Source organism: Pseudomonas asiatica (genome assembly GCF_009932335.1).
Lineage (GTDB): Bacteria > Pseudomonadota > Gammaproteobacteria > Pseudomonadales > Pseudomonadaceae > Aquipseudomonas > Aquipseudomonas asiatica.
On the sequence record NZ_BLJF01000001.1, the window covers coordinates 3134559 to 3158276 of the forward strand.

The following is a 23718-nucleotide window of genomic DNA, read 5'->3' on the forward strand; positions in this document are numbered from 1 at the left end:
GCCTGATGAAACATGAAGTCATCGAGAAAAACGTCGGCCTGCTGGCCCTGCTGATGGTGTTCGCCGTCAGCATCGGCGGCCTGACCCAGATCGTCCCGTTGTTCTTCCAGGACGTCACCAACAAGCCGGTGGAAGGCATGAAGCCCTACACCGCGCTGCAGCTGGAAGGCCGCGATATCTACATCCGCGAAGGCTGCGTGGGCTGCCATTCGCAGATGATCCGCCCGTTCCGTGCCGAAACCGAGCGCTATGGCCACTACTCGGTGGCTGGTGAAAGCGTGTGGGACCACCCGTTCCTGTGGGGCTCCAAGCGCACCGGGCCGGACCTGGCCCGGGTCGGTGGCCGCTACTCGGACGACTGGCACCGTGCGCACCTGTACAACCCGCGCAACGTGGTACCGGAGTCGAAGATGCCGTCGTACCCATGGCTGGTCGCCCAGCAGGTCGACAACAGCCATACCGACACCAAGATGCGCACCCTGCGCACCCTGGGCGTGCCGTACACCGACGATGACATCGCCGGGGCCCGCGACGCGGTCAAGGGCAAGACCGAGATGGACGCCCTGGTCGCCTACCTGCAGGTGCTCGGCACCGCGATCAAGAACAAGAGGTGAATGCGATGGGAATGGACATCGGCATGATCCGCGGCCTGGGCACCCTGGTGGTGATGATCGCCTTCATCGGCCTCACCCTGTGGGTATTCAACCGCCGCCGCGACCGTGATTTCGCCGAAGCGCGCCTGCTGCCCTTCGTCGACGACCGCCTGCCCTCTGCCGGACAGAAACCTGCTGCAAAAAGGAGTAACGGGCAATGACCACCTTCTGGAGTACGTACATCTGCGTACTGACCATCGGTAGCCTGATTGGCCTGACCTGGCTGCTGCTCGCCACCCGCAAGGGCCAGAGCAACAACACCACCGACCAGACCATGGGCCACAGCTTCGACGGCATCGAGGAATACGACAACCCGCTGCCCAAGTGGTGGTTCTGGCTGTTCGTCGGCACCCTGGTGTTCTCGGTCGGCTACCTGATCCTCTACCCGGGCCTGGGCAACTGGAAGGGCATCCTGCCGGGCTATGAAAATGGCTGGACCGGCGCCAACGAATGGCAGAAGGAAATGGACAAGGCCGACGCAAAATTCGGCCCGATCTTTGCCAAGTACGCCGCCATGCCCGTGGAAGAAGTGGCCAAGGACCCGCAGGCGCTGAAAATGGGCAGCCGCCTGTTCGCCTCCAACTGCTCGGTGTGCCACGGCTCGGACGCCAAGGGTGCCTATGGCTTCCCCAACCTCACCGACAAGGACTGGCGCTGGGGCGGCGAAGCGGAAACCATCAAGGCGTCGATCATGAACGGTCGTCACGGCGTGATGCCGGCCTGGGCCGAAGTGATCGGCGAGCAGGGCGTGGCGGATGTGGCCGCGTTCGTGCTCACCAACCTCGATGGCCGCAGCCTGCCGGAAGGGGTCAAGGCTGACGCCGCCAAGGGCAAGGAGATCTTTGCCGGCAACTGCGTGGCCTGCCACGGACCTGAAGGCAAAGGCACCCCGGCCATGGGCGCGCCAGACCTGACTCACCCGCAGGCGTTCATCTACGGTTCGAGCTTTGCCCAGCTGCAGCAGACCATTCGCTATGGTCGCCAGGGTCAGATGCCGGCGCAGGCGGAGATCCAGGGCAACGACAAGGTGCACCTGCTGGCGGCGTATGTGTATAGCCTGTCGCAGGATGGTGCTGCTGAAACCGTGACTGCCAAGTAATACCGCCCAGGGGCCGCTTTGCGGCCCTATCGCGACACAAGGCCGCTCCTACAAGGGATTGCGTACTTCCTGTAGGAGCGGCCTTGTGTCGCGACGGGCTGCAAAGCAGCCCCATTCCCACCTTGCCCCCGCTCTACCCTCCCTTGCACCCCCTCCGAACAGAACTAAGCTTGTTGCCTCAGTGGGCCTCGCTCCGAAAGGACCGAAGCAGACGCGGCGCGTAGCCTGTCGCCGTCCCGATAAAAAGCTTGACCGATCGATCAGAAAAAGGCGAAAAACGGTACACATTACAAATATTTATTTGTGTACAATCGTCCAGACCCGATCGCTGCGGGACATCAGTGAACGGGCTCGGGCACGGGTCGGCGTACCAAAGTTGCGTTGCAGTAACCCCGGTGGTTATCAATACTGGCGCCGATTTTTCGACCAACAAGAACATCAAAACCGTGGAACCTTAGCAATGAGCACAGCAATCAGTCCGACTGCTTATAACTATAAGGTCGTCCGCCAGTTCGCCATCATGACGGTGGTCTGGGGGATCCTTGGCATGGGCCTCGGCGTCTTCATCGCCTCGCAGCTGGTATGGCCGCAACTGAACCTGGACCTGCCCTGGACCAGCTTCGGCCGCCTGCGCCCGCTGCACACCAACCTGGTGATCTTCGCCTTCGGGGGCTGTGCGCTGTTCGGCACCAGCTACTACGTGGTGCAGCGCACCTGCCAGACCCGGCTGATCTCCGACAGCATGGCCGCCTTCACCTTCTGGGGTTGGCAGGCGGTGATCGTCGGGGCGCTGATCACCCTGCCGATGGGCTACACCACCACCAAGGAGTACGCCGAGCTCGAGTGGCCGCTGGCGATCCTGCTGGCCATCGTCTGGGTCACCTACGGGTTGGTGTTCTTCGGCACCATCGTCAAGCGCAAGACCAAGCACATCTATGTCGGCAACTGGTTCTACGGCGCCTTCATCGTGGTTACCGCGATGCTGCACATCGTCAACCACATCTCGCTGCCGGTAAGCCTGTTCAAGTCGTACTCGGCCTACTCCGGCGCCACAGACGCGATGATCCAGTGGTGGTACGGCCACAACGCCGTGGGCTTCTTCCTCACCACCGGCTTCCTGGGGATGATGTACTACTTCGTACCGAAGCAGGCCGAACGCCCGATCTACTCGTATCGCCTGTCTATCGTGCACTTCTGGGCACTGATCACCCTGTACATCTGGGCCGGCCCGCACCACCTGCACTACACCGCCCTGCCTGACTGGGCGCAGTCGCTGGGCATGGTGATGTCGATCATCTTGCTGGCGCCAAGCTGGGGCGGCATGATCAACGGCATGATGACCCTGTCCGGTGCCTGGCACAAACTGCGCACCGACCCGATCCTGCGCTTCCTGGTGGTGTCGCTGGCGTTCTACGGCATGTCCACCTTCGAAGGCCCGATGATGGCCATCAAGACCGTGAACTCGCTGTCGCACTACACCGACTGGACCATCGGCCACGTTCACGCCGGCGCCCTCGGCTGGGTAGCGATGATCTCGATCGGTGCCGTGTACCACATGATCCCGCGCCTGTATGGCCGCGAGCAGATGCACAGCGTCGGCCTGATCAACGCGCACTTCTGGCTGGCTACCATCGGTACCGTGCTGTACATCGCCTCGATGTGGGTAAACGGCATCACCCAGGGCCTGATGTGGCGCGCCATCAACGATGACGGCACCCTCACCTACTCCTTCGTCGAAGCACTGCAGGCCAGCCACCCTGGCTATATCGTCCGCGCCCTGGGCGGTGCGTTCTTCGCCACCGGCATGCTGCTGATGGCCTACAACGTGTTCCGTACCGTACGTGCCGCCAACCCGGCACAGGCTGAGGAAGCCGCCAAGATCGTCGTCGTGGGAGCGCACTGATGAAGCATGAAGCCGTCGAGAAGAACATAGGCCTGCTGGCCTTCTTCATGGTCATCGCCGTGAGCGTCGGTGGCCTGACCCAGATCGTCCCGCTGTTTTTCCAGGACGTCACCAACAAACCCGTGGAAGGCATGAAGCCGCGCACCGCGCTGGAGCTTGAAGGCCGCGATATCTACATCCGCGAAGGCTGCGTGGGCTGCCACTCGCAGATGATCCGCCCGTTCCGTGCCGAAACCGAGCGCTACGGCCATTACTCGGTGGCCGGCGAGAGCGTGTGGGACCACCCGTTCCTGTGGGGCTCCAAGCGTACCGGGCCGGACCTGGCCCGGGTCGGTGGCCGCTACTCGGACGACTGGCACCGTGCGCACCTGTACAACCCGCGCAACGTGGTACCGGAATCGAAGATGCCGTCGTACCCGTGGCTGGTCGAGCACAAGCTCGACGGCAAGGACACCGCGAAGAAGATGGAAGTGCTGCGCACCCTCGGCGTGCCATACACCGACGCCGACATCGCCGGGGCCCGCGACGCGGTCAAGGGCAAGACCGAAATGGACGCCATCGTCGCGTACCTGCAGGGTCTTGGCACCATCATCAAGAGCAAACGGTGACGCTGATGGATATCGGGATGATTCGCGGCCTGGGCACCGTCGTGGTGATGGTGGCCTTCGTGGGCCTGGCGCTGTGGGTGTTCAACCCACGGCGCAAGAAGGACTTCGACGAAGCGACCCAACTGCCCTTCGCGGATGACCCCGAGGCCTGCCGCCACGTCGAGCAAGAGCACGCAAAAGCTTCTGGGAGCAAAAAACAATGACAACCTTCTGGAGTCTGTACGTTACCGTCCTGACCCTGGGCACCATCTTCTCGTTGACCTGGCTGCTGCTGTCGACCCGCAAGGGCCAGCGCGAAGAGGTCACCGACGAAACCGTCGGGCATGCCTTCGATGGCATCGAGGAGTACGACAACCCACTGCCGAAATGGTGGTTCTGGCTGTTCGTCGGCACCATCATCTTCGCCCTCGGCTACCTGGTGCTGTACCCGGGCCTGGGCAACTGGAAAGGCGTCCTGCCAGGCTACTCATACCTGGATAACGACAAGCAGACCGAGTTTTCCAACGGCCAGCCGGGCTGGACCGGCGTGCACGAGTGGGAAAAGGAAATGGCCAAGGCCGACGCCCGCTTCGGGCCGATCTTCGCCAAGTTCGCCGCCATGCCCATCACCGAGGTGGCCAAGGACCCGCAGGCCCTGAAGATGGGCGCGCGGCTGTTCGCCTCCAACTGCTCGGTATGCCACGGCTCCGACGCCAAGGGTGCCTATGGTTTCCCCAATCTTACCGACAACGACTGGCGCTGGGGCGGCGAGCCGGACACCATCAAGGCAACCATCATGGGCGGCCGCCACGGCGTGATGCCGGCCTGGGCCGAAGTGATCGGCGAGCAGGGCGTGGCCGACGTGGCTGCGTTCGTGGTCAGCAAGCTCGATGGCCGCACGCTGCCAGAGGGCGTGAAAGCCGATGCCGAAAACGGTCAGAAGATCTTCGCCGCCAACTGCGTGGCCTGCCACGGGCCCGAGGGCAAGGGCACGCCAGCCATGGGCGCGCCGAACCTGACCCATCCGCAGGCGTTCATCTACGGCTCGAGCTTTGCCCAGTTGCAACAGACCATCCGCTACGGTCGCCAGGGGCAGATGCCGGCCCAGGAGCAGCTGCAAGGGAATGACAAGGTGCACTTGCTGGCGGCTTATGTGTATAGCCTGTCGCAGCAGGACCAGGCACCGGCCAAGGCCGAGTAAGCAGGCCTGGCCTCTTCGCGGGTAAACCCGCGAAGAGGCCGGTACTGAAAACACATTTGTTGCAGGCCCCATGACCTGGATCAATTGACACCTGCCATAACACGATTCATACCACGAACCCAACGCGACTAAAGGTCGCAGTGCAGCCCCATACTGCCATCAGCGGCGTATCATGGGCCGCAGAGCGCTAGCAGATTGCGCGAGACTGCGGCCGGCATGCACTGGCTGCGGCACTTCTCCACTGCCGTGGGACTTGATGATGAGCAAGCAAATTCCGGTACATGACGTCACCCCGCCTGCCAACAAAGGGAAGGATTCCGTCGACCTCTACGCCTCCCGGGAAAAGATCTACACCCGCGCTTTCACCGGCCTGTTCCGGCGCCTGCGCATGGTCGGCGGGGCTGTGCTGTTCCTGCTGTACTTCGGCACGGTGTGGTTGAACTGGGGTGGCCACCAGGCCGTGTGGTGGAACCTGCCCGAGCGCAAGTTCTACATCTTCGGCGCCACCATCTGGCCGCAAGACTTCATCCTGCTTTCGGGCATCCTCATCGTGGCCGCCTTCGGCCTGTTCTTCATCACCGTGTTCGCCGGCCGGGTGTGGTGCGGCTACACCTGCCCGCAAAGCGTGTGGACATGGATTTTCATGTGGTGCGAGAAGGTCACCGAGGGCGACCGCAACCAGCGCATGAAGCTCGACAAAGCCCCCATGAGCGGCAACAAGTTCCTGCGCAAGTTCGCCAAGCACAGCCTGTGGCTGCTGATCGGTTTCGTCACCGGCATGACCTTCGTCGGCTATTTCTCGCCGATCCGTGAACTGGCCATCGAATTCTTTACCGGCCAGGCCGACGGCTGGGCCTACTTCTGGGTCGGCTTCTTCACCCTCGCCACCTACGGCAACGCCGGCTGGCTGCGCGAGCAGGTGTGCGTGTACATGTGCCCCTACGCGCGCTTCCAGAGTGTGATGTTCGACAAGGACACGCTGATCGTTTCCTACGACCCGCGTCGTGGCGAAACCCGCGGCCCGCGCAAAAAGGACCTGGACTACAAGGCCGCCGGCCTGGGCGACTGCATCGACTGCACCATGTGCGTGCAGGTCTGCCCCACCGGCATCGATATCCGTGACGGCCTGCAGATCGAGTGCATCGGCTGCGCCGCGTGCATCGATGCCTGTGACAACATCATGGACAAGATGAATTACCCAAGGGGGCTGATCAGCTACACCACCGAGCACAACCTGTCCGGGCAGAAGACCCACATGCTGCGCCCGCGCCTGATCGGCTATGCCGTGGTACTGCTGGTGATGATGGTCGGCCTGGCCACCGCCTTCGCCACCCGTTCGCTGGTCGGTTTCGACGTCAGCAAGGACCGCGTGCTGTACCGCGAGAACGCCCAGGGCCGGATCGAGAACGTGTATAGCCTGAAGGTGATGAACAAGGACCAGCGTGACCACGTCTACGTGCTGGACGCCACCGGCCTGCCGGACCTGAAGCTTGAAGGCCAGCGCGAGATCCGCGTGGACGCTGGTGATATCGTCAGCCTGCCGGTGCAGCTGTCGATCGCGCCCGAGAAACTGCCATCGACCACCAACGAAATTACCTTCATCCTCAAGAGCGCCGATGACAGCGACGCCCAGGTTGAAGCCAAGAGCCGCTTCATCGGCCCACAGATCCGCTAAGAGAGATAACCCACAATGCCTGCCACCGCCGCCAGCCCCTGGTACAAGCACCTCTGGCCCTGGATCATCATCGGCATTCTCGCCACCTCGGTGTGCCTGAGCCTGACCATGGTCAGCATCGCCGTGCACAACCCGGACAACCTGGTGAACGACAACTACTACGAGGCTGGCAAGGGCATCAACCGCTCGCTGGACCGAGAACTGCTGGCGCAGACGCTGGGCCTGAAGGCCGGCGTGCACCTGGACGAGCTGACCGGCGAAGTGGACGTGCGCCTGGCCGGCAACAGCGACCCGCGGAGCCTGGAGCTGAACCTGATCTCGCCAACCCAGCCGGAGAAAGACCGCAAGGTGCTGTTGAGCCGGGTCGAGGCTGGGCGCTATGTGGGGCAGCTGGAGGACAAGGTTGACGGGCGGCGCTTCGTTGAGCTGCTGGGTAGCGAAGGTGGCCAGGTTTGGCGCTTGTTCGAGGAAGAGAAAGTGGAGCATGGTGTCACTTTGCAACTGGGTGACGAAGCCATTCAAGGCGCCGAGCACCTGTAGGAGCGGCCTTGTGTCGCGAAAGGGCTGCAGCGCAGCCCCAGCGATTCATGCACCGCTGCTGAAGTCCCGGGGCCGCTTCGCGGCCCTTTCGCGACACAAGGCCGCTCCTACAGGGATGCGCGCCAGCCGGCCGATTTGTGTAAGGCAATGATGTGATGACCCAGCCCACCCCCTGCTACCACTGCGCAATGCCCGTCCCCGCCGGCAGCCGCTTCAACGCCGTGGTCCTCGGTGAGTCCCGGCAGTTCTGCTGCCCCGGCTGCCAGGCAGTGGCCGAGTCGATCGTCACCGGTGGCCTGGAACACTACTACCAGCACCGCAGCGACAACAGCGCCAACCCCGAGGCCCTGCCCAGGCAGCTACAGGACGAACTGGCCCTCTACGACCGCAGCGACGTTCAGCAAACCTTCGTTCGCCATGCTGGCGACCTGGCCGAGACCACCCTGCTGGTCGAAGGCATCAGCTGCGCCGCCTGCGGCTGGCTGATCGAAAAGCACCTGCGCAACCTGCCCGGCGTCGCCGAGGCGCGCCTGAACCTGTCCAACCACCGCCTGCTGCTGAACTGGGATGACAAGCAACTGCCGCTCTCGCGCCTGCTCGCAGAGCTGCGCCAGATCGGCTACGCCGCCCACCCCTATCAGCCCGACCAGGCCGCCGAGCAACTGGCCCGCGAGAACCGCAGCGCCCTGCGCCGCCTGGGCGTGGCCGGGCTGCTGTGGTTCCAGGCGATGATGGCAACCATGGCCACCTGGCCGGAATTCAACATCGACCTGTCGCCCGAGCTGCACACCATTCTGCGCTGGGTGGCGCTGTTTCTCACCATCCCCATCGTGTTCTACAGCTGCGCACCGTTCTTCAAAGGCGCGGCACGCGACCTGCGTACCCGCCACCTGACCATGGACGTTTCGGTGTCGCTGGCCATTGGCCTGGCGTTCGGCGCCGGTATCTGGACCGCCATCACCGGCAGCGGCGAGCTGTATTTCGACACCGTGGGCATGTTCGCGCTGTTCCTGCTCACTGGCCGTTACCTGGAGCGCCGCGCCCGCGAACGCACCGCCGCGGCCACCGCGCAGCTGGTCAACCTGCTGCCGGCCTCGTGCCTGCGCCTGGACGCCGTCGGCCGCAGCGAACGCATCCTGCTCAGCGAACTGCAGCGCGGTGACACAGTGCAGGTGCTGCCAGGCGCGGTAATCCCCGCCGACGGGCGCATCGTCGAAGGCCGCTCCAGCGTCGATGAATCGTTGCTGACCGGTGAATACCTGCCGCAACCACGGCGGGTCGGCGAGCGGGTCACGGGTGGTACCCTGAACGTCGAAAGCACCCTGAACGTGGAAGTCGAAGCCCTCGGCCACGACTCGCGGTTGTCGGCCATCGTTCGCCTGCTGGAACGCGCCCAGACCGAAAAACCACGCCTGGCCGAAATCGCCGACCGGGCCTCGCAGTGGTTCCTGCTGTTCTCGCTGCTGGCCGCCGCGGCCATCGGCCTGTGGTGGTGGCACCTGGACCCGGCGCGGGCGTTCTGGATCGTGCTGGCCATGCTGGTAGCGACCTGCCCCTGCGCGCTGTCCCTGGCCACGCCAACGGCGCTTACCGCAGCCACTGGCACGTTGCACAAGCTCGGCCTGCTGGTGACCCGTGGCCATGTGCTGGAAGGCCTGAACCAGATCGACACGGTGATTTTCGACAAGACCGGCACGCTGACCGAAGGCCGCCTGACCTTGCGCAGCATTCGACCGCTCGGCAGCCTGCCCGCCGACCGCTGCCTGGCCCTGGCCGCAGCGCTGGAGAACCGCTCCGAACACCCCATCGCCCGTGCCTTCGGCCGCACCGCCACGCCTGCTGACGAGGTGCAGACCGTACCGGGCCTGGGCCTGGAAGGGTTGGTCGAAGGCCAGCGCCTGCGCATTGGCCAGGCCACCTTCGTCTGCGCCCTGAGCGGCGCGGAAATCCCCGGAGTGCCAGAGCCGCGCGGCCAGTGGCTGCTGCTGGGCGACCGCCAGGGCCCGCTGGCCTGGTTCGGCCTGGACGACCGCCTGCGCGACGATGCCCCTGCCCTGCTGGCGGCCTGCAAGGCCCGTGGCTGGCGCACGCTGCTGCTGTCGGGCGACAGCTCGCCGATGGTTGCCGAAGTGGCCGCGCAGCTGGGCATCGACCAGGCCATCGGCGGGCTGCGCCCGGACGACAAACTGGACCGGCTGAAGGCGCTGCAGGCGGCCGGGCGCAAGGTGCTGATGCTGGGTGACGGGGTCAACGACGTGCCGGTACTGGCCGCCGCGGACATCAGCATCGCCATGGGCAGCGCCACCGACCTGGCCAAGACCAGCGCCGACGCCGTGCTTCTGTCCAATCGTTTGCAGGCGCTGGTACAGGCCTTCGAGCTATCCCGCCGCACCCGCCGCAACATCCTCGAGAACCTGCTGTGGGCGACCCTGTATAATGGCCTGATGTTGCCGTTCGCCGCGCTCGGCTGGATCACCCCGGTATGGGCAGCCATCGGCATGTCGGTCAGTTCGCTGATCGTGGTGCTCAATGCCCTGCGCCTGACCCGCCTGCCCCCGGCATCGGGTTTGCCATCGACCGAAGCGCCCCTGCCTGGGAGGAAGTCGCCATGCCCGCCCTCTATGTCATGATCCCGGCGGCCCTGCTGCTGGTCGGCGTGGCCGTGTACATCTTCTTCTGGGCGGTGGACAGCGGCCAGTACGACGACCTGGAAAGCCCTGCCCACAGCATCCTGTTCGACGACCAGGACCCGCGCCATCAGGCGGCGGTGAAACCTGACGACAGCAAGGCCGACACCGACAAGGAAAACCCGCCCCGTGCCTGACCTGCTGCCCCTGCTGGGCTCGGCGTTGATCCTCGGTTTGCTCGGCGGCGGCCACTGCCTGGGCATGTGCGGCGGCCTGATGGGCGCGCTGACCCTTGCCATCCCGCCTGAACAACGTGGGCGGCGCATGCGCCTGCTGCTCGCGTACAACCTTGGCCGCATTCTCAGTTATGCCTGTGCCGGCCTGCTGCTGGGCCTGGCCGGCTGGGCCGTGGCCAGCAGCCCGGCGGCGCTGGCACTGCGGGTGGTGGCGGCGCTGCTGTTGATCGCCATGGGGCTGTACCTGGCAGGCTGGTGGAGCGGGCTGACCCGCATCGAGGCGCTGGGCCGGGGACTGTGGCGGCATATTCAGCCAGCGGCGTCGCGCTTGCTGCCGGTGTCCAGCGTGCCTCGGGCGTTGTTGCTGGGGGCGCTATGGGGGTGGCTACCATGCGGCCTGGTATACAGCACCCTGCTGTGGGCGGCCAGTCAGGGCAATGCCGGGTACAGCGCGGCGCTGATGCTGGCGTTCGGCGTGGGGACCTGGCCGGTGCTACTGGCCACGGGGCTGGCGGCTGAGCGAGTAAACCGGTTGTTGAAACGGCGCAGTGTGCGGGTGGCTGGCGGGGTGCTGGTGATGCTGTTTGGTATCTGGACCATGCCGGGGCCGCATCAGCACTGGTTGATGGGGCATTGAGGGGGCCGCTTTGCGGCCCTTCGCGGGCTTGCCCGCTCCCACAGGATCATGTGTACCCCTGTGGGAGCGGGCAAGCCCGCGAAGGGCTGCAGAGCAGCCCCTATGCTCTTGATACAAATCAACACAGATTCCTACAGACGGCCATAGACTCCGGGGCACTGCTGCTCTTTCCGGGGACCACCCTCATGCTCGACGACCTACGTTGGGATACCGACCTGATCCGCCGCTACGACCTGGCCGGGCCACGCTACACCTCCTACCCGACCGCCGTGCAACTGCACAGCGAAGTGGGCTCGTTCGACCTGCTCCACGCCCTGCGCGAGAGCCGTCGGGCCGTGCGCCCGCTGTCGCTGTACGTGCACGTGCCGTTCTGCGCCAACATCTGCTACTACTGCGCCTGCAACAAGGTCATCACCAAGGACCGCGCCCGCGCTGCGCCCTACCTGCAGCGCCTGGAGCAGGAAATCCAGCTGATCGCCTGCCACCTCGATCCCAAGCAGCGTGTCGAGCAGTTGCACTTCGGCGGCGGCACGCCAACCTTCCTCAGCCATGTGGAACTGCGCCAGCTGATGGCCACCCTGCGCCAGCACTTCCACCTGCTGGACGACGACTCCGGTGACTACGGCATCGAGATCGACCCGCGCGAAGCCGACTGGTCGACCATGGGCCTGCTCCGCGAACTGGGCTTCAACCGCGTCAGCCTGGGCGTGCAGGACCTCGACCCAGCCGTGCAGCGCGCGGTCAACCGCCTGCAGAGCCTGGAGCAGACCCGCACCCTGATCGAAGCCGCGCGCACCCTGCAGTTCCGCTCGATCAACCTCGACCTGATCTACGGCCTGCCCAAGCAAACCCCGGAAGGCTTTGCCCGCACTGTCGAAGAAGTGATCCGCCTGCAACCCGACCGCCTGTCGGTGTTCAACTACGCCCACCTGCCCGAACGCTTCATGCCGCAACGGCGCATCGACAGCAATGACCTGCCCAGCGCGGCCGCCAAGCTGGAGATGCTGCACGCCACCATCGACCAGCTGACCGCCGCCGGCTACCGCTACATCGGCATGGACCACTTCGCCCTGCCCGACGACGAGCTGGCCATCGCCCAGGAAGAAGGCACCCTGCAGCGCAACTTCCAGGGCTACACCACCCATGGGCACTGCGACCTGATCGGCCTGGGCGTGTCGGCCATCAGCCAGATCGGCGACCTGTACTGCCAGAACAGCAGCGACCTCAACACCTACCAGGACAGCCTGTCCAACGCCCAGTTGGCCACCCAGCGCGGCCTGCTGTGCAACCACGACGACCGCATCCGCCGTGCAGTGATCCAGCAACTGATCTGCCATTTCGAGCTCGATTTCGAGCCGATCGAACAGGCATTCACCATTGATTTTCGCGGCTACTTCAACGACCTCTGGCCAGAACTGCTGACCTTGCAGCGCGACGGCCTGATCCGCCTGGATGACAAAGGCATCCGCATCCTGCCGGCCGGCCGCCTGCTGGCGCGCTCGGTATGCATGGTGTTCGACGCCTACCTGGCGATGCACAACCGCCAGCGCTTCTCGCGGGTGATCTGAACCGAGTCGTTCAACCGCATGGACAAAGTTCCTTGCCAGGCACACCATGGGCACAGCGAAGGCCCCGGCGCACACCCGCCGGGGCCGGGCCAGCTCGCACCACAACAGCGCACGCTGGCCTACAACCTATGCCGTGAGTTACCCTTACGTCTTATGTGTGCTTTCCCACAAGGATCGAATGAAAATGTCCGAGCCAGTCAAACTGCGCCCACACAACCAGGCCCATTGCAAGGACTGCAGCCTGGCCCCCCTGTGCCTGCCTCTGTCGCTCAACCTGGAAGACATGGATGCACTGGATGAAATCGTCAAACGTGGGCGGCCGTTGAAAAAAGGCGAGTTTCTGTTCCGCCAGGGCGACAATTTCGGCTCGGTCTACGCGGTACGTTCCGGCGCGCTGAAAACCTTCAGCCTCAGCGACAGCGGCGAAGAGCAGATCACCGGCTTCCACCTGCCCAGCGAGCTGGTCGGCCTGTCGGGCATGGACACCGAAGCCTACCCGGTGTCGGCCCAGGCCCAGGAAACTACCTCGGTGTGCGAAATCCCGTTCGAACGCCTCGACGAGCTGTCGGTGCAGCTACCGCAGCTACGCCGCCAACTGATGCGGGTAATGAGCCGGGAAATCCGCGACGACCAGCAGATGATGCTGCTGCTGTCGAAAAAGACCGCCGACGAGCGTATTGCCACCTTCCTGGTCAACCTGTCGGCACGCTTCCGCGCCCGCGGCTATTCGGCCAACCAGTTCCGCCTGAGCATGTCGCGCAACGAAATCGGCAACTACCTGGGCCTGGCGGTGGAAACCGTGTCACGGGTGTTCACCCGCTTCCAGCAGAATGGCCTGATCCGTGCCGAAGGCAAGGAAGTGCACATTCTCGACCCGATCCAGCTGTGCGCGCTGGCCGGTGGAGCAATGGAGGCCTGAGGCCGGCGTTTAGCGGGTATACTTGGGCATTCGTTTTCCCAGGATACCCGCAACAATGCACAGCGACGCCTTCGACCTCAAAGCCCTGATCCGCCCGGTAGTGGACTTCCCCAAACCGGGCGTGATCTTCCGCGATATCACCCCGCTGTTCCAGTCGCCGCGCGGGCTGCGCTATGTAGCCGACCAGTTCATCGAGCGCTACGTCGAAGCCGAGTTCAGCCACATCGGTGCCATGGATGCCCGGGGCTTCCTGATCGGCTCGATCATCGCACACCAACTGAACAAGCCGCTGATCCTGTTCCGCAAGCAAGGCAAGCTGCCGGCTGATGTGCTGAGCGAGGGTTACCAGACCGAGTACGGCGAAGCCTTCCTGGAAGTGCATGCCGACAGCCTGTGCGAAGGGGATTCGGTGTTGATCTTCGATGACCTGATTGCTACGGGCGGTACGCTGCTGGCAGCGGCCAACCTGGTGCGCCGGACCGGTGCGCAGGTGTTCGAGGCGGCGGCGATCATCGATCTGCCGGAGCTGGACGGGTCGCGCCGGCTGCAGGCGGCCGGGGTACCGACTTTCTGCCTGACCGAGTTTTCTCTTAGCGAGTACTGAGTTGGGTTTTGGGGCTGCTTTGCAGCCCATTCGCGGCACAAGGCCGCTCCTACAGGGATCGCGAAATATCCGAAAATTACGCGGCCCCTGTAGGAGCGGCCTTGTGCCGCGAATGGGGCGCAAAGCGGCCCCAACAATTCTGAATCAGAGCGAAATCGGCCGACGCCCTGCAAACGCATGGGCCAAGGTTCCACCATCCACCAACTCCAGCTCGCCACCCAGCGGCACGCCATGGGCAATCCGCGACGCCACCAGGCCCTTCTCGCTCAGCAACTGGGCAATGTAATGCGCCGTCGCCTCCCCTTCCACCGTCGGGTTGGTTGCCAGGATCACCTCGGTGAAGGTGCCCTGCTCCTCAATCCGCGCCATCAGCTGCGGAATCCCGATCGCCTCGGGCCCCAGCCCGTCCAGCGGCGACAAGTGGCCCTTGAGCACGAAGTAGCGACCACGGTAGCCGGTCTGCTCCACTGCATACACATCGGTCGGCCCTTCGACCACACACAACTGGGTATCGTCACGGCGCGTGTCGGCGCATTGCGGGCACAGCTCCTGCTCGGTCAGGGTACGGCACTGACGGCAATGCCCAACCCCTTCCATGGCCTGGGTCAAGGCCTGTGCCAGGCGCAGGCCACCGCTACGGTCACGCTCGAGCAGTTGCAGGGCCATGCGCTGGGCGGTTTTCTGGCCAACACCCGGGAGAATACGCAGGGCGTCGATCAGTTGGCGGATGAGTGGGCTGAAGCTCATGGGAAAGGCCTGACAAATCAATAAGAGGCGGTTTATACCCAGCGGGGGCAGTGGCGTCAAATCAGCCATGCGCACATCGCAAGGCTTGCGCGGTCCCTGTAGGAGCGGCCTTGTGTCGCGATGGGGCGCGAAGCGGCCCCAGGTTATCAGCTTCTCAGCATGGATTGCCGGGGCTGCTGCGCAGCCCTTTCGCGACACAAGGCCGCTCCTACAAAGACCGCGCAGGCTGCAGGAACGCACAAAAAACCGCCGCTGGTATCAGCGGCGGTTTTCGGTAACGCAAATGCCCTTAGAACGGCATCTTGAAGCCCGGCGGCAGCTGCATGCCGGCGGTCATGCTGCCCATCTTGTCCTGGCTGTTCTGCTCGACCTTGCGCACCGCGTCGTTCAGTGCCGCAGCGATCAGGTCTTCCAGCACTTCCTTGTCGTCTTCATCAGTCGACATCAGGCTCTGGTCGATGCTGACACGCTTGACGTCGTGACGACCGGTCATCACCACGCTCACCAGGCCACCACCGGACTGGCCGGTGACTTCGGCGTTGGCCAGCTCTTCCTGCATCTTCTGCATCTTTTCCTGCATCTGCTGGGCCTGCTTCATCAGGCCGGCCATGCCACCTTTCATCATGGGGGTATACCTCGATTGGGTCATGTGATGCGGCCCGGCACCGGGCCGGCCGCATGGTTATCCGTTACTGGCCCTGATTAACCAGGGCTTCTACAGGCTCAATAGTATCCTGCCGCACCTTGGCGCCGAACAACTTGATCATCTGCTGGATCAACGGATCCTGCTCGATCGAGGTGACTGCGTCCTGCTGGCGCTCGGCGCGTTTGCGCGCCGCCGCCTGGGCCGGGGTTTCCTGCTCGGGCAGGATCAACTCGATGCGCAGGTTCAGCGTGCGCCCCAGGTGCTGGTTGAGCGCTTCGTTAAGGCGCCGTTGCTGGGTGGCGTTGAACAGCGCCCCCTGGCCAGGGTCCAGGTGCAGCAGCCAGTCGTCGCCATCGACGGCAATCAACGTACAGTTTGCCGCGATGTTGCCTGTCATCCCGGATACAGGCAACTGTGGGAATAATTCCAGCCATTGCAGGGCCAGGCCGGTGGCCGGCTTGGCTGCGGGCAGCGGTTCGGCTGCCGGCTTGGGTGCTTCTTCCTGGACGTGTTCGGCCAGTTCGTCCAGGTAGCTGAAGCCGACCGGGTCGCTTTCGCCGCCGTAATAGTCCTCGTCCAGGGGCGGTTCGTCGTCGCGATCCATGCCCACGGCGGCATAGGCGGACGGGTCGAAGGGTGGCTCGTCGTCGTGCGCCGGGGCGGCAGGTGCCGGCGTGGGCGCAGCGGCCGGTGCAGGAGCCGGCGCAGGCTCGGCCACTACCGGTGCGGGCGTTGGCGCAGGCTCTTCCCATGGCAGGTCAACCACCTCTGCCACGGGTTCTGGTGCTGGCTCAGGTTCACTGACCGGGGCAGGCTCAGCTGCCACCACAGGCTCGACAACCGGCTGTGGCGCTGGTTCGACCGGTGCGGGCGCCTGCACTTGTTGCTCGGCAACCGGTGCAACCGGCGCCACGACAGCAGCGGCCGGCGGCGCCACGGCAACCGCCGGCGCTGCCACCGGTGTTGCAGGATCAGCTGTGGCCTGGCTGATCCCCATTGGCTTTAGTACCGGCTTCGGCGCGTCGTCGGTGTCGGCGGGGCGGAACGCCAGCATGCGCAGCAGGACCATTTCGAAACCGCCGCGCGGGTCCGGCGCAAGTGGCAGGTCACGGCGGCCGATCAGGCCCATCTGGTAATAGAACTGCACGTCCTCGGCTGGCAATGCCGAGGCCAGTGCCAGCACCCGCTCACGGTCGCCCTGGCCGTTGTCCACCGCTTCCGGCAGCGCCTGGGCAATGGCCACGCGGTGCAGCACATTGAGCATCTCGGCCAGCACGCCAGCCCAGTCCGGCCCCTGCTCGGCCAGGTTGCGCACGGCCTCGAGCAAGGCCCGGGCATCGCCTTCGAGCAGCGCCTGCAGCACCCCGTAGACTTGGCCATGATCAAGGCTGCCGAGCATGGCCCGCACATCGGCGGCCAGCACCTTGCCTTCGCCAAAGGCGATGGCCTGGTCGGTCAGGCTCATGGCGTCGCGCATCGAACCATCGGCCGCGCACCCCAGCAGCCACAGGGCATCCGGCTCGAACGGCACGTTCTCGGCGGCCAGAACATGGCTGAGGTGCTCGACCACCCGCTCCGGGCTCATGTTCTTCAGCGAGAACTGCAGGCAGCGCGACAGGATGGTGGCCGGCAGTTTCTGCGGGTCAGTGGTGGCGAGGATGAACTTGACGTAGGGCGGTGGCTCTTCCAGCGTCTTGAGCAAGGCGTTGAACGAGTGAGTCGAGAGCATGTGCACTTCGTCGATCAGGTAGACCTTGAAGCGCCCACGGCTCGGCGCGTACTGCACGTTATCGAGCAGTTCGCGGGTGTCCTCGACCTTGGTGCGGCTGGCGGCGTCGATCTCGATCAGGTCGACGAAACGGCCTTCGTCGATCTCCCGGCACACCGAGCAGGTGCCGCAGGGCGTGGAGGTGATGCCGGTTTCGCAGTTCAGGCACTTGGCGATGATACGGGCAATGGTGGTCTTGCCCACACCCCGGGTACCAGTGAACAGATAGGCATGGTGCAGGCGCTGGTTGTCCAAGGCATTGATCAAGGCCTTGAGCACATGGGTCTGGCCGACCATTTCGCGGAACGAGCGCGGACGCCATTTACGTGCAAGAACCTGATAACTCATCGAAAAACCATCGCAGCCTGATCGAGCGGAAGATCGCTAATGCTAGCGGAGCGGGGGCAAAATTGCACCCTGCGCAAGTCGTCTAAGCTTTGAAACTGGCGCGCCATCCAGGGAGGATTGCCTTTGCGAACACTGCTGGCCCTGTTGCTGCTGTGGAGCACCTATAACCAGGCTGAACAGCCCGTGGTGCGTTTTTCTGTCGCCGAGAGCTGGAGCATGCCGCTGGTGCGCATCGAAGGCGACCAGCCGGTGGAAGGCATGCTGTACGACCTGATGCATGCCTTGGCCAAGGAAGTGGGCATCCGCCCTGAATACCACGTCATGGCCCGCCTGCGCCTGCAGGAGGCGATGAACAGCGGTGATATCGATGTGCGCTGCTATGTCAGCACCCAGTGGTTCAATGACCGGCCAGGGGATTTTGTCTGGAGCATTCCACTGCTGCACCAGCGAGACCTGCTGGTAGGCCGCGCTGGCGACAGTACTCCGCTGCCCCCGGAACAACTGCCTGCCCAGACCATCGGCACAGTGCTTGGCTACACCTATTCGACCTTGCAACCGCTGCTCGACCAGGGCCGCCTGCACCGCGAGGACAGCCGCAGCCAGTTGCTGGTGCTGCAGAAGCTGCAAGCCGGGCGCTATCGGCATGCGGTAAGCAACCAGCTGTCGTTGCAGTGGTTCAACCAGGGCCTGCCCACCGAACAGCAATTGCAGGCGCTGGCAGTACTGGAAGAACAGGACCTGGGGTGCATGGTACGCAATGACCCGGCGATACCGACCCAAGAGCTGCTGCGGGCGCTGGTGCGAATGAAGCAGTCGGGGGAGATCGAGCGGATGGTGCAGCGGTATGGGGGGATGGCCAACCAAGAACCCATGTCTGTGGCTCGCCCCTGAGCCACGCATACCTGATGAAAGACAAACCCGCCCGAAGCTTGCACGACCGCTGTGGGAGCGGGTTCACCCGCGAACACCGGCAAAGCCGGTGCCATCCATCGCGTCGCGTTCTTCGCGGGTCAACCCGCTCCCACAGGGTTAATTGATATCCCTGCTATCTCTACTTACTCCAAGGCCGACTTCACTGGCTTCTACGCTCAACTGCCAGTGCCACAGCATCCGCCTGCCCCCAGGCAATCTGCATGGCCCGCAACCCGTGCTCCAGCAACTGCCGCGTCTCCTCGTCCTGGATACGCTCCAGCGCACGCCGGCTGTCGCTATAGGCAAACATCAGGTAGTGGGTGACATTCATCAACGCGAACTCCATCGGCACGATGCCTTCGCTGATGGCGCGGGAAAGGGATTTACCTTGGGGAAGCTCGAAAACGTGGGGTGGATCGGGGACCAGTTTTTTCATGGGTTCACCATACCGGGCTGAGAACACCCTTTCGCTTCCACACGTAGGGCGACAGTTGTACGCGGGGTGGAAGACCAGGGGTATGGTGAGCCCGGCAGGCCGGAGGCCTCCCACGTACAACTGTCATGACGACAGCCACCACACCCCAGGCTTCCACACCCGATCGCTGAACCGACAGCGACCGCAAAAGCCTAGTGGGCGGTGATTCCCGGGACAATCAGATGGGAGTCGACGGAGTGCGTAGGATATTTCGACACCTCCTACAGCAAAAGCGGGAAATTGCCCTGACAGCTGTAGGAAGCATCCTGAAAGCAGATCGCATTATTGCTACCGACTGCTCGTCTTGAGGAATGTGTCGCACCCCTCAGGCCCTGCACCTCGCCGCTCTCACACAGCCGCAACCAAACCCGCACTCAAGAACATCCCCACGCCAAACACAAAATGCGTGGCCAGGCTCTTCAGGCAGTTGCGCACAGGCGTCGGCGTCCTCGACGCAAAGAACCCCGCACCCATCGCCGGCTGCATGAAACACAAAGGCGCCACCACCGTCACCACACCGACAACCAGCGCGGGCAACAATGTCGGTGCCAGCAACCAGCCCTCCCCCACGATCATGACCAGCAGCATCGCGAACAGCACGCCGATGGCGTAATGAATCCCCCACCCCAACGCCAGCTCATGCCGCACCGGTTCCGCCTTGGCAATCGCCTGGTGCCGCACACGCCCGTGCAGCAAATGCCCCGCCCAACGCCCGACCATGGCGAAGTTCAGCGTGGCGACACCCATTCGCCTAAGCAGCAGCCCCCACAAGTCCATCACCATCGTGGCACCGATACCAATCGGCAAGGCAGCGGAAAACATCGCAGTAAAGGTCATTGAACAAGCCCTCCAAGATTGACGGTCATCACCATGCCGCGCAGCATAGAAGTTGAAGTCAACTTCAAGTCAAGGGCCCGAAATGGACATTGCCGACGTCGCCAAGCGCACAGGCGTACCCGCCTCGACGCTGCGCTACTACGAGAAGAAAGGCCTGCTCAAGTCACTCGCCGGGCCTGGCCAGCGGCGGCAGTTCGCAGCCGATGTTGCAGACCGGCTGGCGCTGATCGCCCTGGGCCAGGCTGCGGGGTTTTCGCTGGATGAAGTGGGGGCGATGCTGGTGGACCTGCAGGTCGACCGGCAGATGCTGATCGCCAAGGCCGACGAACTGGACGCACGAATCAGGCGCTTGCAGGCAATGAGCAAAGGCCTGCGGCATGCGGCGCAGTGCCCTGAGGAAGATCATCTGGAATGCCCGAAATTCCAGCGGCTGATGAAGCTGTCGGCGGCAGGGCATGGGAAAAAACAGGGCAGTTCAACAGCTACCTTTAAGCGCCCAGGATAAAACCACCATCTGAATGCTTCATCATCTGAATAGAGTAATGGCAATACGATATCAAAACGCCATTGCTCAGTGTAGAGTTACGCGCCTCCGCGCCCAGCCGTGCGCCGAGAACAGTACTCACACTCAGGAAATGTTGCATGTCCACAATTCGAAATCTGACCGCTGCCGCACTGATAGCGCTGACCACTGGTTGTGCTACCGGCCTCAATTCGGCCCAAGAGTCGGAACTTGCCAGCTATCGCGCCAGAAACCTCGCGGTTGAAGAAAAAAGCCCAGGGCTTGCTGCCGGCCTTGGCCTGCTTCCAGGTGGCGGCTCGTTCTATGGTCGTGCATATGGCTTTGGCGTGGTGAACCTGCTGTTCTGGCCGCTTTCCATTCTGTGGGACCCGGTGAGTGGGCATGACGCTGCAGAGATGATCAACTACCAAGCCACCAAAGCCCATGTTGCAACGCTGAAAAAGCACGACATGGACGAACTCGATGCCAAGCTGGAATCCGACTCGATCGACCTCAAGCGCTACACGCTCGACAAACGCAGAATCGATGAGAAATACAACCTGTAAAGGCATCTGCCGCACAGCGCGACGCTCGGCCTTTCAATAGTTGAAGCCATACACGATGTATGGCTTTCGTCTTGCACTACCGGCATCTCACTCAAGGATTATTAAAGTGACCTACTTCCGTGTGTTTCTGGTCTCGGTATTTATTGCCCTTTGCACAGGGTGCGCTTCGCCTGCTCAAATCTCCGGAATGTCCGTGGCATCCGACCAGACCGATGCGCAGTTTTACGATCAACGCCTGCATCGCAATATTCAGGTAACCGAAGTAAATGGCGGAGACGCCACCAACCCGCTCTGGACTTCGGAAATCGACGGCCCGGACTTTGGCGCTGCACTCAAACAATCACTTGCCAGTGCTGACCTGCTTGGCGAAGCACCAGCCGCCTACACCCTGCGCGCCAACCTGCTACGCGTCGACCAACCCATTTTTGGCCTGGACTTCGAAGTTACCTGCGAGGCTGAATATACGTTGACCGAGTCCGCTACAAACACCGTAATTTTCCGAGAGATCATCAGGACGCCCTTTACCGCTGGCGTTGGCGACTCCGTTATCGCGATCAAGCGCCTGCGCCTGGCCAATGAAGGTTCGGCACGCACAAATATCAACACGCTGCTGAAGCGCCTGAAGGAACTCAAACTTGAGACCAGACAGGTTTCTTTGAAGTAATGAACGCCTGCTGATAGCGGCTTTCGATGCGGGTAGGACGACAGCGCCTACTCCGCTGCATCGGCGCGGTCGCGGCAGGACTGGCGGCCAAACCAGAGCGAAGTTGGGTAAAGCGAGAAATCCTTGAGAATTCAAGGACCTGAAATGGAGGCGGCCCCACCAGCCACACCCCGGCACTCGATGTTCCCGCTATGGCTGCTCCCTTCCGGGCCTGCCGAGGTCGCATGCAAGCATGCTGGTAATCAATGCAGACCTTATGGGGCAAGGGTTTCAGGCTGATGGGGCAACCAGAGTTCTACCGGTACGCACACCCAGCATGGGTGCTCAAAACTTGGGTGTAGCCAGCACTGTCACACTTTCCTGTAACACTTTGGTGTCACACCCATGGCCTACATCATCAAGCGCGGGGCGCTCTACTACCTGAATCTCAAGCTGCCAAAGCACCTATTCCCGAGGTGTAACACTTTGCGTTTGAGCCTGAACATACGGCATCGTCAAAGCGCCGTCTTCATTGCCACGTCACTGGTGCAGCGGTTGCATCACCACCTTAGCGAGCACCCTTTTGCAGACCTCCAGACGCTTCGTACGCTGTGTTCACAGTGGCGGGACTCTACACCCACGCCCACTATCCAAACCGCTCCACGGATCGCTACGGCAGTCTCAGCGAAACGGAATAGCGACAGCCCTACCCTCGCTGCACTCTCCAAGCTTTATTTAGAGGAAGGGAAACGGGGAGGCACATGGCGACAGGTCAGCACCGAGGAAGTCGAGCGAGCCTTATCAGACCTTTTCGAGTTGGTGGGTGACATGCCCGCTAAAGCCTTCGATGCGCACCAAGCACGCCTTCTAAAGGAACGGCTCAGCCTATCCCCGCAATATTTCGGCTTACGCCCCGAGTTCAAGGGAAAGACGCTGAGGCAGGTGGTTGACTCAGGAAGTTCTTACAAGACCATTACCGCTGTCACAGTGAACAATCGGCTACGCAAGCTCACTGCCTTCCTGAACTGGTGCAAAACGAATGGGTACGTCACAGACAACCCACTGACGGGCATGAAAGTGATGACAGGATCAGCGAAGGAAGCCCGGCTGTCTTTTGAACGACACGACCTAAATGCCCTGCTGAACCACGATGTACTGCGAAGAGAAGCCCGAAAACACCCGTGGCGTTACTGGCTGCCACTCCTTGGACGAACCACTGGGGCACGACTGGAAGAACTGTGCCAACTGCGTGTCGATGACTTCATTGAGCAACAGGGCGTCCAGTGCATCCGCATCGACGACAGCCGTGAAGGCCAGAACCTTAAGAATGCCAGCAGCCGCCGAGTACTTCCCCTGCACCCTTCACTGATTGTGCTGGGATTGTTGCAGTACGCTGAATCGGTGAGGACAGATGGAGCTGATCGCCTGTTCCCCGAGCTTGAAGCAGTACGCGGTAAACGAGGTCACGCGGCATCTAAATGGTTTGGACGCTACAAGACGAAACTCGGCATCACCGACCCGCGCAAAACCTTCCACAGCTTCCGCCACACCTTCATCGATGACCTGCGTGATGCTGGCGTGCAAGACTCACTGATCAAGCGGATGGTGGGTCATGAAGATAGCTCCGTGACCTTTGGCATCTACGGCAGCAGGACGCCAATCAAGGCGATGATCGAGGCCATGAAGCACATCAAATAACCTCGAATAACCCATCAATAACCTCGGTAAACCTTCCCTTCAGCGGGATGATATCCAGCCGCCTTTCACGCCAAACCCAATGTTTACGGGGCAAAAGGGAGGTCTGAACTAAGCAAAAGGCGTTTCTCTCCCTGAAATTGGTTTTTCGGGAAATCCGTCCTGTCAAGTATTATTAGTTGACAGATGAGCCTGCTAAAGAGTATGATTCTCCCCTACCCAGTAGGTAGACAAAAAATTTAGAAGCCTCCACCGCGACCACCGAATTGGTGCCTTGCAAGGGGGCTTTTTAACGCCTGCGATTTACCAATACCCCAACCGGCACAACTT

Annotated in this window: 25 protein-coding genes; 20 read left to right on the plus strand and 5 right to left on the minus strand. The window is 62.6% G+C overall.

Annotation, left to right across the window (positions count from 1 at the left end; translation table 11 throughout):
• The first annotated feature begins 5 nt into the window (after nt 1-5).
• The 15 genes from ccoO (GYA95_RS14445) (at nt 6) to GYA95_RS14515 (ending at nt 14249) form a co-directional block, all read left to right on the plus strand.
• The gene (gene ccoO, locus GYA95_RS14445; RefSeq protein ID WP_013973492.1) at nt 6-614 is read left to right on the plus strand and encodes a cytochrome-c oxidase, cbb3-type subunit II; all 609 of its coding nucleotides are present in this window, start codon (nt 6-8) and stop codon (nt 612-614) included.
• Between the two features lie 5 nt (nt 615-619).
• Entirely contained in the window at nt 620-814 is a 195-nt protein-coding gene (locus GYA95_RS14450; protein WP_015271135.1) for a cbb3-type cytochrome oxidase subunit 3, read from the plus strand.
• Nucleotides 811-1752: a cytochrome-c oxidase, cbb3-type subunit III gene (gene ccoP / locus GYA95_RS14455; protein WP_015271136.1), complete on the plus strand. Its 942-nt coding sequence runs from the start codon at nt 811-813 to the stop codon at nt 1750-1752. The genes GYA95_RS14450 and ccoP (GYA95_RS14455) overlap by 4 nt, the downstream gene beginning before the upstream one ends.
• 460 nt (nt 1753-2212) lie before the next feature.
• A complete protein-coding gene (gene ccoN, locus GYA95_RS14460) occupies nt 2213-3655 on the plus strand; it encodes a cytochrome-c oxidase, cbb3-type subunit I (protein ID WP_015271137.1) in 1443 nt (480 codons plus the stop codon).
• Complete coding sequence (gene ccoO, locus GYA95_RS14465) at nt 3655-4263, plus strand: cytochrome-c oxidase, cbb3-type subunit II (protein ID WP_013973496.1); 609 nt, start codon at nt 3655-3657, stop codon at nt 4261-4263. Before ccoN ends, ccoO (GYA95_RS14465) begins: the two co-directional genes overlap by 1 nt.
• Before the next feature lie 5 nt (nt 4264-4268).
• Nucleotides 4269-4466 (plus strand): CcoQ/FixQ family Cbb3-type cytochrome c oxidase assembly chaperone, encoded by a 198-nt coding sequence (locus GYA95_RS14470; protein ID WP_015271138.1) that lies wholly within the window; start codon nt 4269-4271, stop codon nt 4464-4466.
• Nucleotides 4463-5443 (plus strand): cytochrome-c oxidase, cbb3-type subunit III, encoded by a 981-nt coding sequence (ccoP, locus tag GYA95_RS14475; protein WP_015271139.1) that lies wholly within the window; start codon nt 4463-4465, stop codon nt 5441-5443. Before GYA95_RS14470 ends, ccoP (GYA95_RS14475) begins: the two co-directional genes overlap by 4 nt.
• 259 nt (nt 5444-5702) lie before the next feature.
• Nucleotides 5703-7118, plus strand: a complete 1416-nt coding sequence (gene ccoG / locus GYA95_RS14480) for a cytochrome c oxidase accessory protein CcoG (RefSeq protein ID WP_015271140.1) — start codon at nt 5703-5705, stop codon at nt 7116-7118.
• Between the two features lie 15 nt (nt 7119-7133).
• Nucleotides 7134-7658, plus strand: coding sequence for a FixH family protein (locus GYA95_RS14485; protein WP_015271141.1), 525 nt, complete (start codon nt 7134-7136; stop codon nt 7656-7658).
• 155 nt (nt 7659-7813) lie between these two features.
• A complete protein-coding gene (locus tag GYA95_RS14490) occupies nt 7814-10288 on the plus strand; it encodes a heavy metal translocating P-type ATPase (protein ID WP_015271142.1) in 2475 nt (824 codons plus the stop codon).
• The gene (gene ccoS / locus GYA95_RS14495) at nt 10267-10482 is read left to right on the plus strand and encodes a cbb3-type cytochrome oxidase assembly protein CcoS (protein ID WP_013973501.1); all 216 of its coding nucleotides are present in this window, start codon (nt 10267-10269) and stop codon (nt 10480-10482) included. The genes GYA95_RS14490 and ccoS overlap by 22 nt, the downstream gene beginning before the upstream one ends.
• Nucleotides 10475-11158, plus strand: a complete 684-nt coding sequence (locus GYA95_RS14500) for a sulfite exporter TauE/SafE family protein (RefSeq protein WP_015271143.1) — start codon at nt 10475-10477, stop codon at nt 11156-11158. The genes ccoS and GYA95_RS14500 overlap by 8 nt, the downstream gene beginning before the upstream one ends.
• A gap of 185 nt (nt 11159-11343) precedes the next feature.
• Nucleotides 11344-12726: an oxygen-independent coproporphyrinogen III oxidase gene (gene hemN, locus GYA95_RS14505; protein ID WP_015271144.1), complete on the plus strand. Its 1383-nt coding sequence runs from the start codon at nt 11344-11346 to the stop codon at nt 12724-12726.
• Nucleotides 12727-12910: 184 nt separating this feature from the next.
• Nucleotides 12911-13645, plus strand: a complete 735-nt coding sequence (gene fnrA, locus GYA95_RS14510; protein ID WP_015271145.1) for a Crp/Fnr family transcriptional regulator FnrA — start codon at nt 12911-12913, stop codon at nt 13643-13645.
• 55 nt (nt 13646-13700) lie between these two features.
• Nucleotides 13701-14249, plus strand: coding sequence for an adenine phosphoribosyltransferase (locus GYA95_RS14515; protein ID WP_009683910.1), 549 nt, complete (start codon nt 13701-13703; stop codon nt 14247-14249).
• 144 nt (nt 14250-14393) lie between these two features.
• On the opposite strand, the gene recR is transcribed toward GYA95_RS14515, so the two are convergent.
• The 3 genes from recR to dnaX form a co-directional block, all read right to left on the minus strand.
• A complete protein-coding gene (gene recR / locus GYA95_RS14520; RefSeq protein WP_003259670.1) occupies nt 14394-14996 on the minus strand; it encodes a recombination mediator RecR in 603 nt (200 codons plus the stop codon).
• Between the two features lie 289 nt (nt 14997-15285).
• Complete coding sequence (locus GYA95_RS14525; RefSeq protein WP_003259671.1) at nt 15286-15621, minus strand: YbaB/EbfC family nucleoid-associated protein; 336 nt, start codon at nt 15619-15621, stop codon at nt 15286-15288.
• A gap of 64 nt (nt 15622-15685) precedes the next feature.
• On the minus strand, nt 15686-17758 hold the full coding sequence (gene dnaX, locus GYA95_RS14530; protein ID WP_161551415.1) for a DNA polymerase III subunit gamma/tau: 2073 nt from the start codon (nt 17756-17758) through the stop codon (nt 15686-15688).
• A gap of 123 nt (nt 17759-17881) precedes the next feature.
• On the opposite strand from dnaX, the gene GYA95_RS14535 reads away from it, so the two are divergent.
• Nucleotides 17882-18649 (plus strand): substrate-binding periplasmic protein, encoded by a 768-nt coding sequence (locus GYA95_RS14535; RefSeq protein WP_015271147.1) that lies wholly within the window; start codon nt 17882-17884, stop codon nt 18647-18649.
• 181 nt (nt 18650-18830) lie between these two features.
• On the opposite strand, the gene GYA95_RS14540 is transcribed toward GYA95_RS14535, so the two are convergent.
• Complete coding sequence (locus GYA95_RS14540) at nt 18831-19106, minus strand: hypothetical protein (RefSeq protein ID WP_013973508.1); 276 nt, start codon at nt 19104-19106, stop codon at nt 18831-18833.
• Nucleotides 19107-19493: 387 nt separating this feature from the next.
• A complete protein-coding gene (locus GYA95_RS14545) occupies nt 19494-19982 on the minus strand; it encodes a DUF2938 domain-containing protein (RefSeq protein WP_015271148.1) in 489 nt (162 codons plus the stop codon).
• Nucleotides 19983-20064: 82 nt separating this feature from the next.
• Here GYA95_RS14545 and GYA95_RS14550 point away from each other — a divergent pair, with 82 nt between their 5' ends.
• The 4 genes from GYA95_RS14550 to GYA95_RS14565 all read left to right on the plus strand — a co-directional run bounded on the left by GYA95_RS14550 (nt 20065) and on the right by GYA95_RS14565 (nt 23391).
• Nucleotides 20065-20487, plus strand: coding sequence for a helix-turn-helix domain-containing protein (locus tag GYA95_RS14550; protein ID WP_015271149.1), 423 nt, complete (start codon nt 20065-20067; stop codon nt 20485-20487).
• A gap of 137 nt (nt 20488-20624) precedes the next feature.
• Nucleotides 20625-21050: a hypothetical protein gene (locus tag GYA95_RS14555; protein WP_015271150.1), complete on the plus strand. Its 426-nt coding sequence runs from the start codon at nt 20625-20627 to the stop codon at nt 21048-21050.
• Between the two features lie 106 nt (nt 21051-21156).
• Nucleotides 21157-21714, plus strand: coding sequence for a hypothetical protein (locus GYA95_RS14560; protein WP_223997978.1), 558 nt, complete (start codon nt 21157-21159; stop codon nt 21712-21714).
• Between the two features lie 384 nt (nt 21715-22098).
• On the plus strand, nt 22099-23391 hold the full coding sequence (locus GYA95_RS14565) for a site-specific integrase (RefSeq protein WP_161551416.1): 1293 nt from the start codon (nt 22099-22101) through the stop codon (nt 23389-23391).
• Nucleotides 23392-23718: the final 327 nt, after the last annotated feature.

Excerpts from the sequence above, each read along its gene's own strand:
- ccoO (WP_013973492.1), top strand. The coding sequence starts at position 6 with ATGAAACATGAAGTCATCGAGAAAAACGTCGGCCTGCTGGCCCTGCTG.
- GYA95_RS14450 (WP_015271135.1), top strand. The coding sequence starts at position 620 with ATGGGAATGGACATCGGCATGATCCGCGGCCTGGGCACCCTGGTGGTG.
- ccoP (WP_015271136.1), top strand. The coding sequence starts at position 811 with ATGACCACCTTCTGGAGTACGTACATCTGCGTACTGACCATCGGTAGC.
- ccoN (WP_015271137.1), top strand. The coding sequence starts at position 2,213 with ATGAGCACAGCAATCAGTCCGACTGCTTATAACTATAAGGTCGTCCGC.
- ccoO (WP_013973496.1), top strand. The coding sequence starts at position 3,655 with ATGAAGCATGAAGCCGTCGAGAAGAACATAGGCCTGCTGGCCTTCTTC.
- GYA95_RS14470 (WP_015271138.1), top strand. The coding sequence starts at position 4,269 with ATGGATATCGGGATGATTCGCGGCCTGGGCACCGTCGTGGTGATGGTG.
- ccoP (WP_015271139.1), top strand. The coding sequence starts at position 4,463 with ATGACAACCTTCTGGAGTCTGTACGTTACCGTCCTGACCCTGGGCACC.
- ccoG (WP_015271140.1), top strand. The coding sequence starts at position 5,703 with ATGAGCAAGCAAATTCCGGTACATGACGTCACCCCGCCTGCCAACAAA.
- GYA95_RS14485 (WP_015271141.1), top strand. The coding sequence starts at position 7,134 with ATGCCTGCCACCGCCGCCAGCCCCTGGTACAAGCACCTCTGGCCCTGG.
- GYA95_RS14490 (WP_015271142.1), top strand. The coding sequence starts at position 7,814 with ATGACCCAGCCCACCCCCTGCTACCACTGCGCAATGCCCGTCCCCGCC.
- ccoS (WP_013973501.1), top strand. The coding sequence starts at position 10,267 with ATGCCCGCCCTCTATGTCATGATCCCGGCGGCCCTGCTGCTGGTCGGC.
- hemN (WP_015271144.1), top strand. The coding sequence starts at position 11,344 with ATGCTCGACGACCTACGTTGGGATACCGACCTGATCCGCCGCTACGAC.
- fnrA (WP_015271145.1), top strand. The coding sequence starts at position 12,911 with ATGTCCGAGCCAGTCAAACTGCGCCCACACAACCAGGCCCATTGCAAG.
- GYA95_RS14515 (WP_009683910.1), top strand. The coding sequence starts at position 13,701 with ATGCACAGCGACGCCTTCGACCTCAAAGCCCTGATCCGCCCGGTAGTG.
- recR (WP_003259670.1), bottom strand. The coding sequence starts at position 14,996 with ATGAGCTTCAGCCCACTCATCCGCCAACTGATCGACGCCCTGCGTATT.
- GYA95_RS14525 (WP_003259671.1), bottom strand. The coding sequence starts at position 15,621 with ATGATGAAAGGTGGCATGGCCGGCCTGATGAAGCAGGCCCAGCAGATG.
- dnaX (WP_161551415.1), bottom strand. The coding sequence starts at position 17,758 with ATGAGTTATCAGGTTCTTGCACGTAAATGGCGTCCGCGCTCGTTCCGC.
- GYA95_RS14540 (WP_013973508.1), bottom strand. The coding sequence starts at position 19,106 with ATGAAAAAACTGGTCCCCGATCCACCCCACGTTTTCGAGCTTCCCCAA.
- GYA95_RS14545 (WP_015271148.1), bottom strand. The coding sequence starts at position 19,982 with ATGACCTTTACTGCGATGTTTTCCGCTGCCTTGCCGATTGGTATCGGT.
- GYA95_RS14550 (WP_015271149.1), top strand. The coding sequence starts at position 20,065 with ATGGACATTGCCGACGTCGCCAAGCGCACAGGCGTACCCGCCTCGACG.
- GYA95_RS14555 (WP_015271150.1), top strand. The coding sequence starts at position 20,625 with ATGTCCACAATTCGAAATCTGACCGCTGCCGCACTGATAGCGCTGACC.
- GYA95_RS14565 (WP_161551416.1), top strand. The coding sequence starts at position 22,099 with ATGGCCTACATCATCAAGCGCGGGGCGCTCTACTACCTGAATCTCAAG.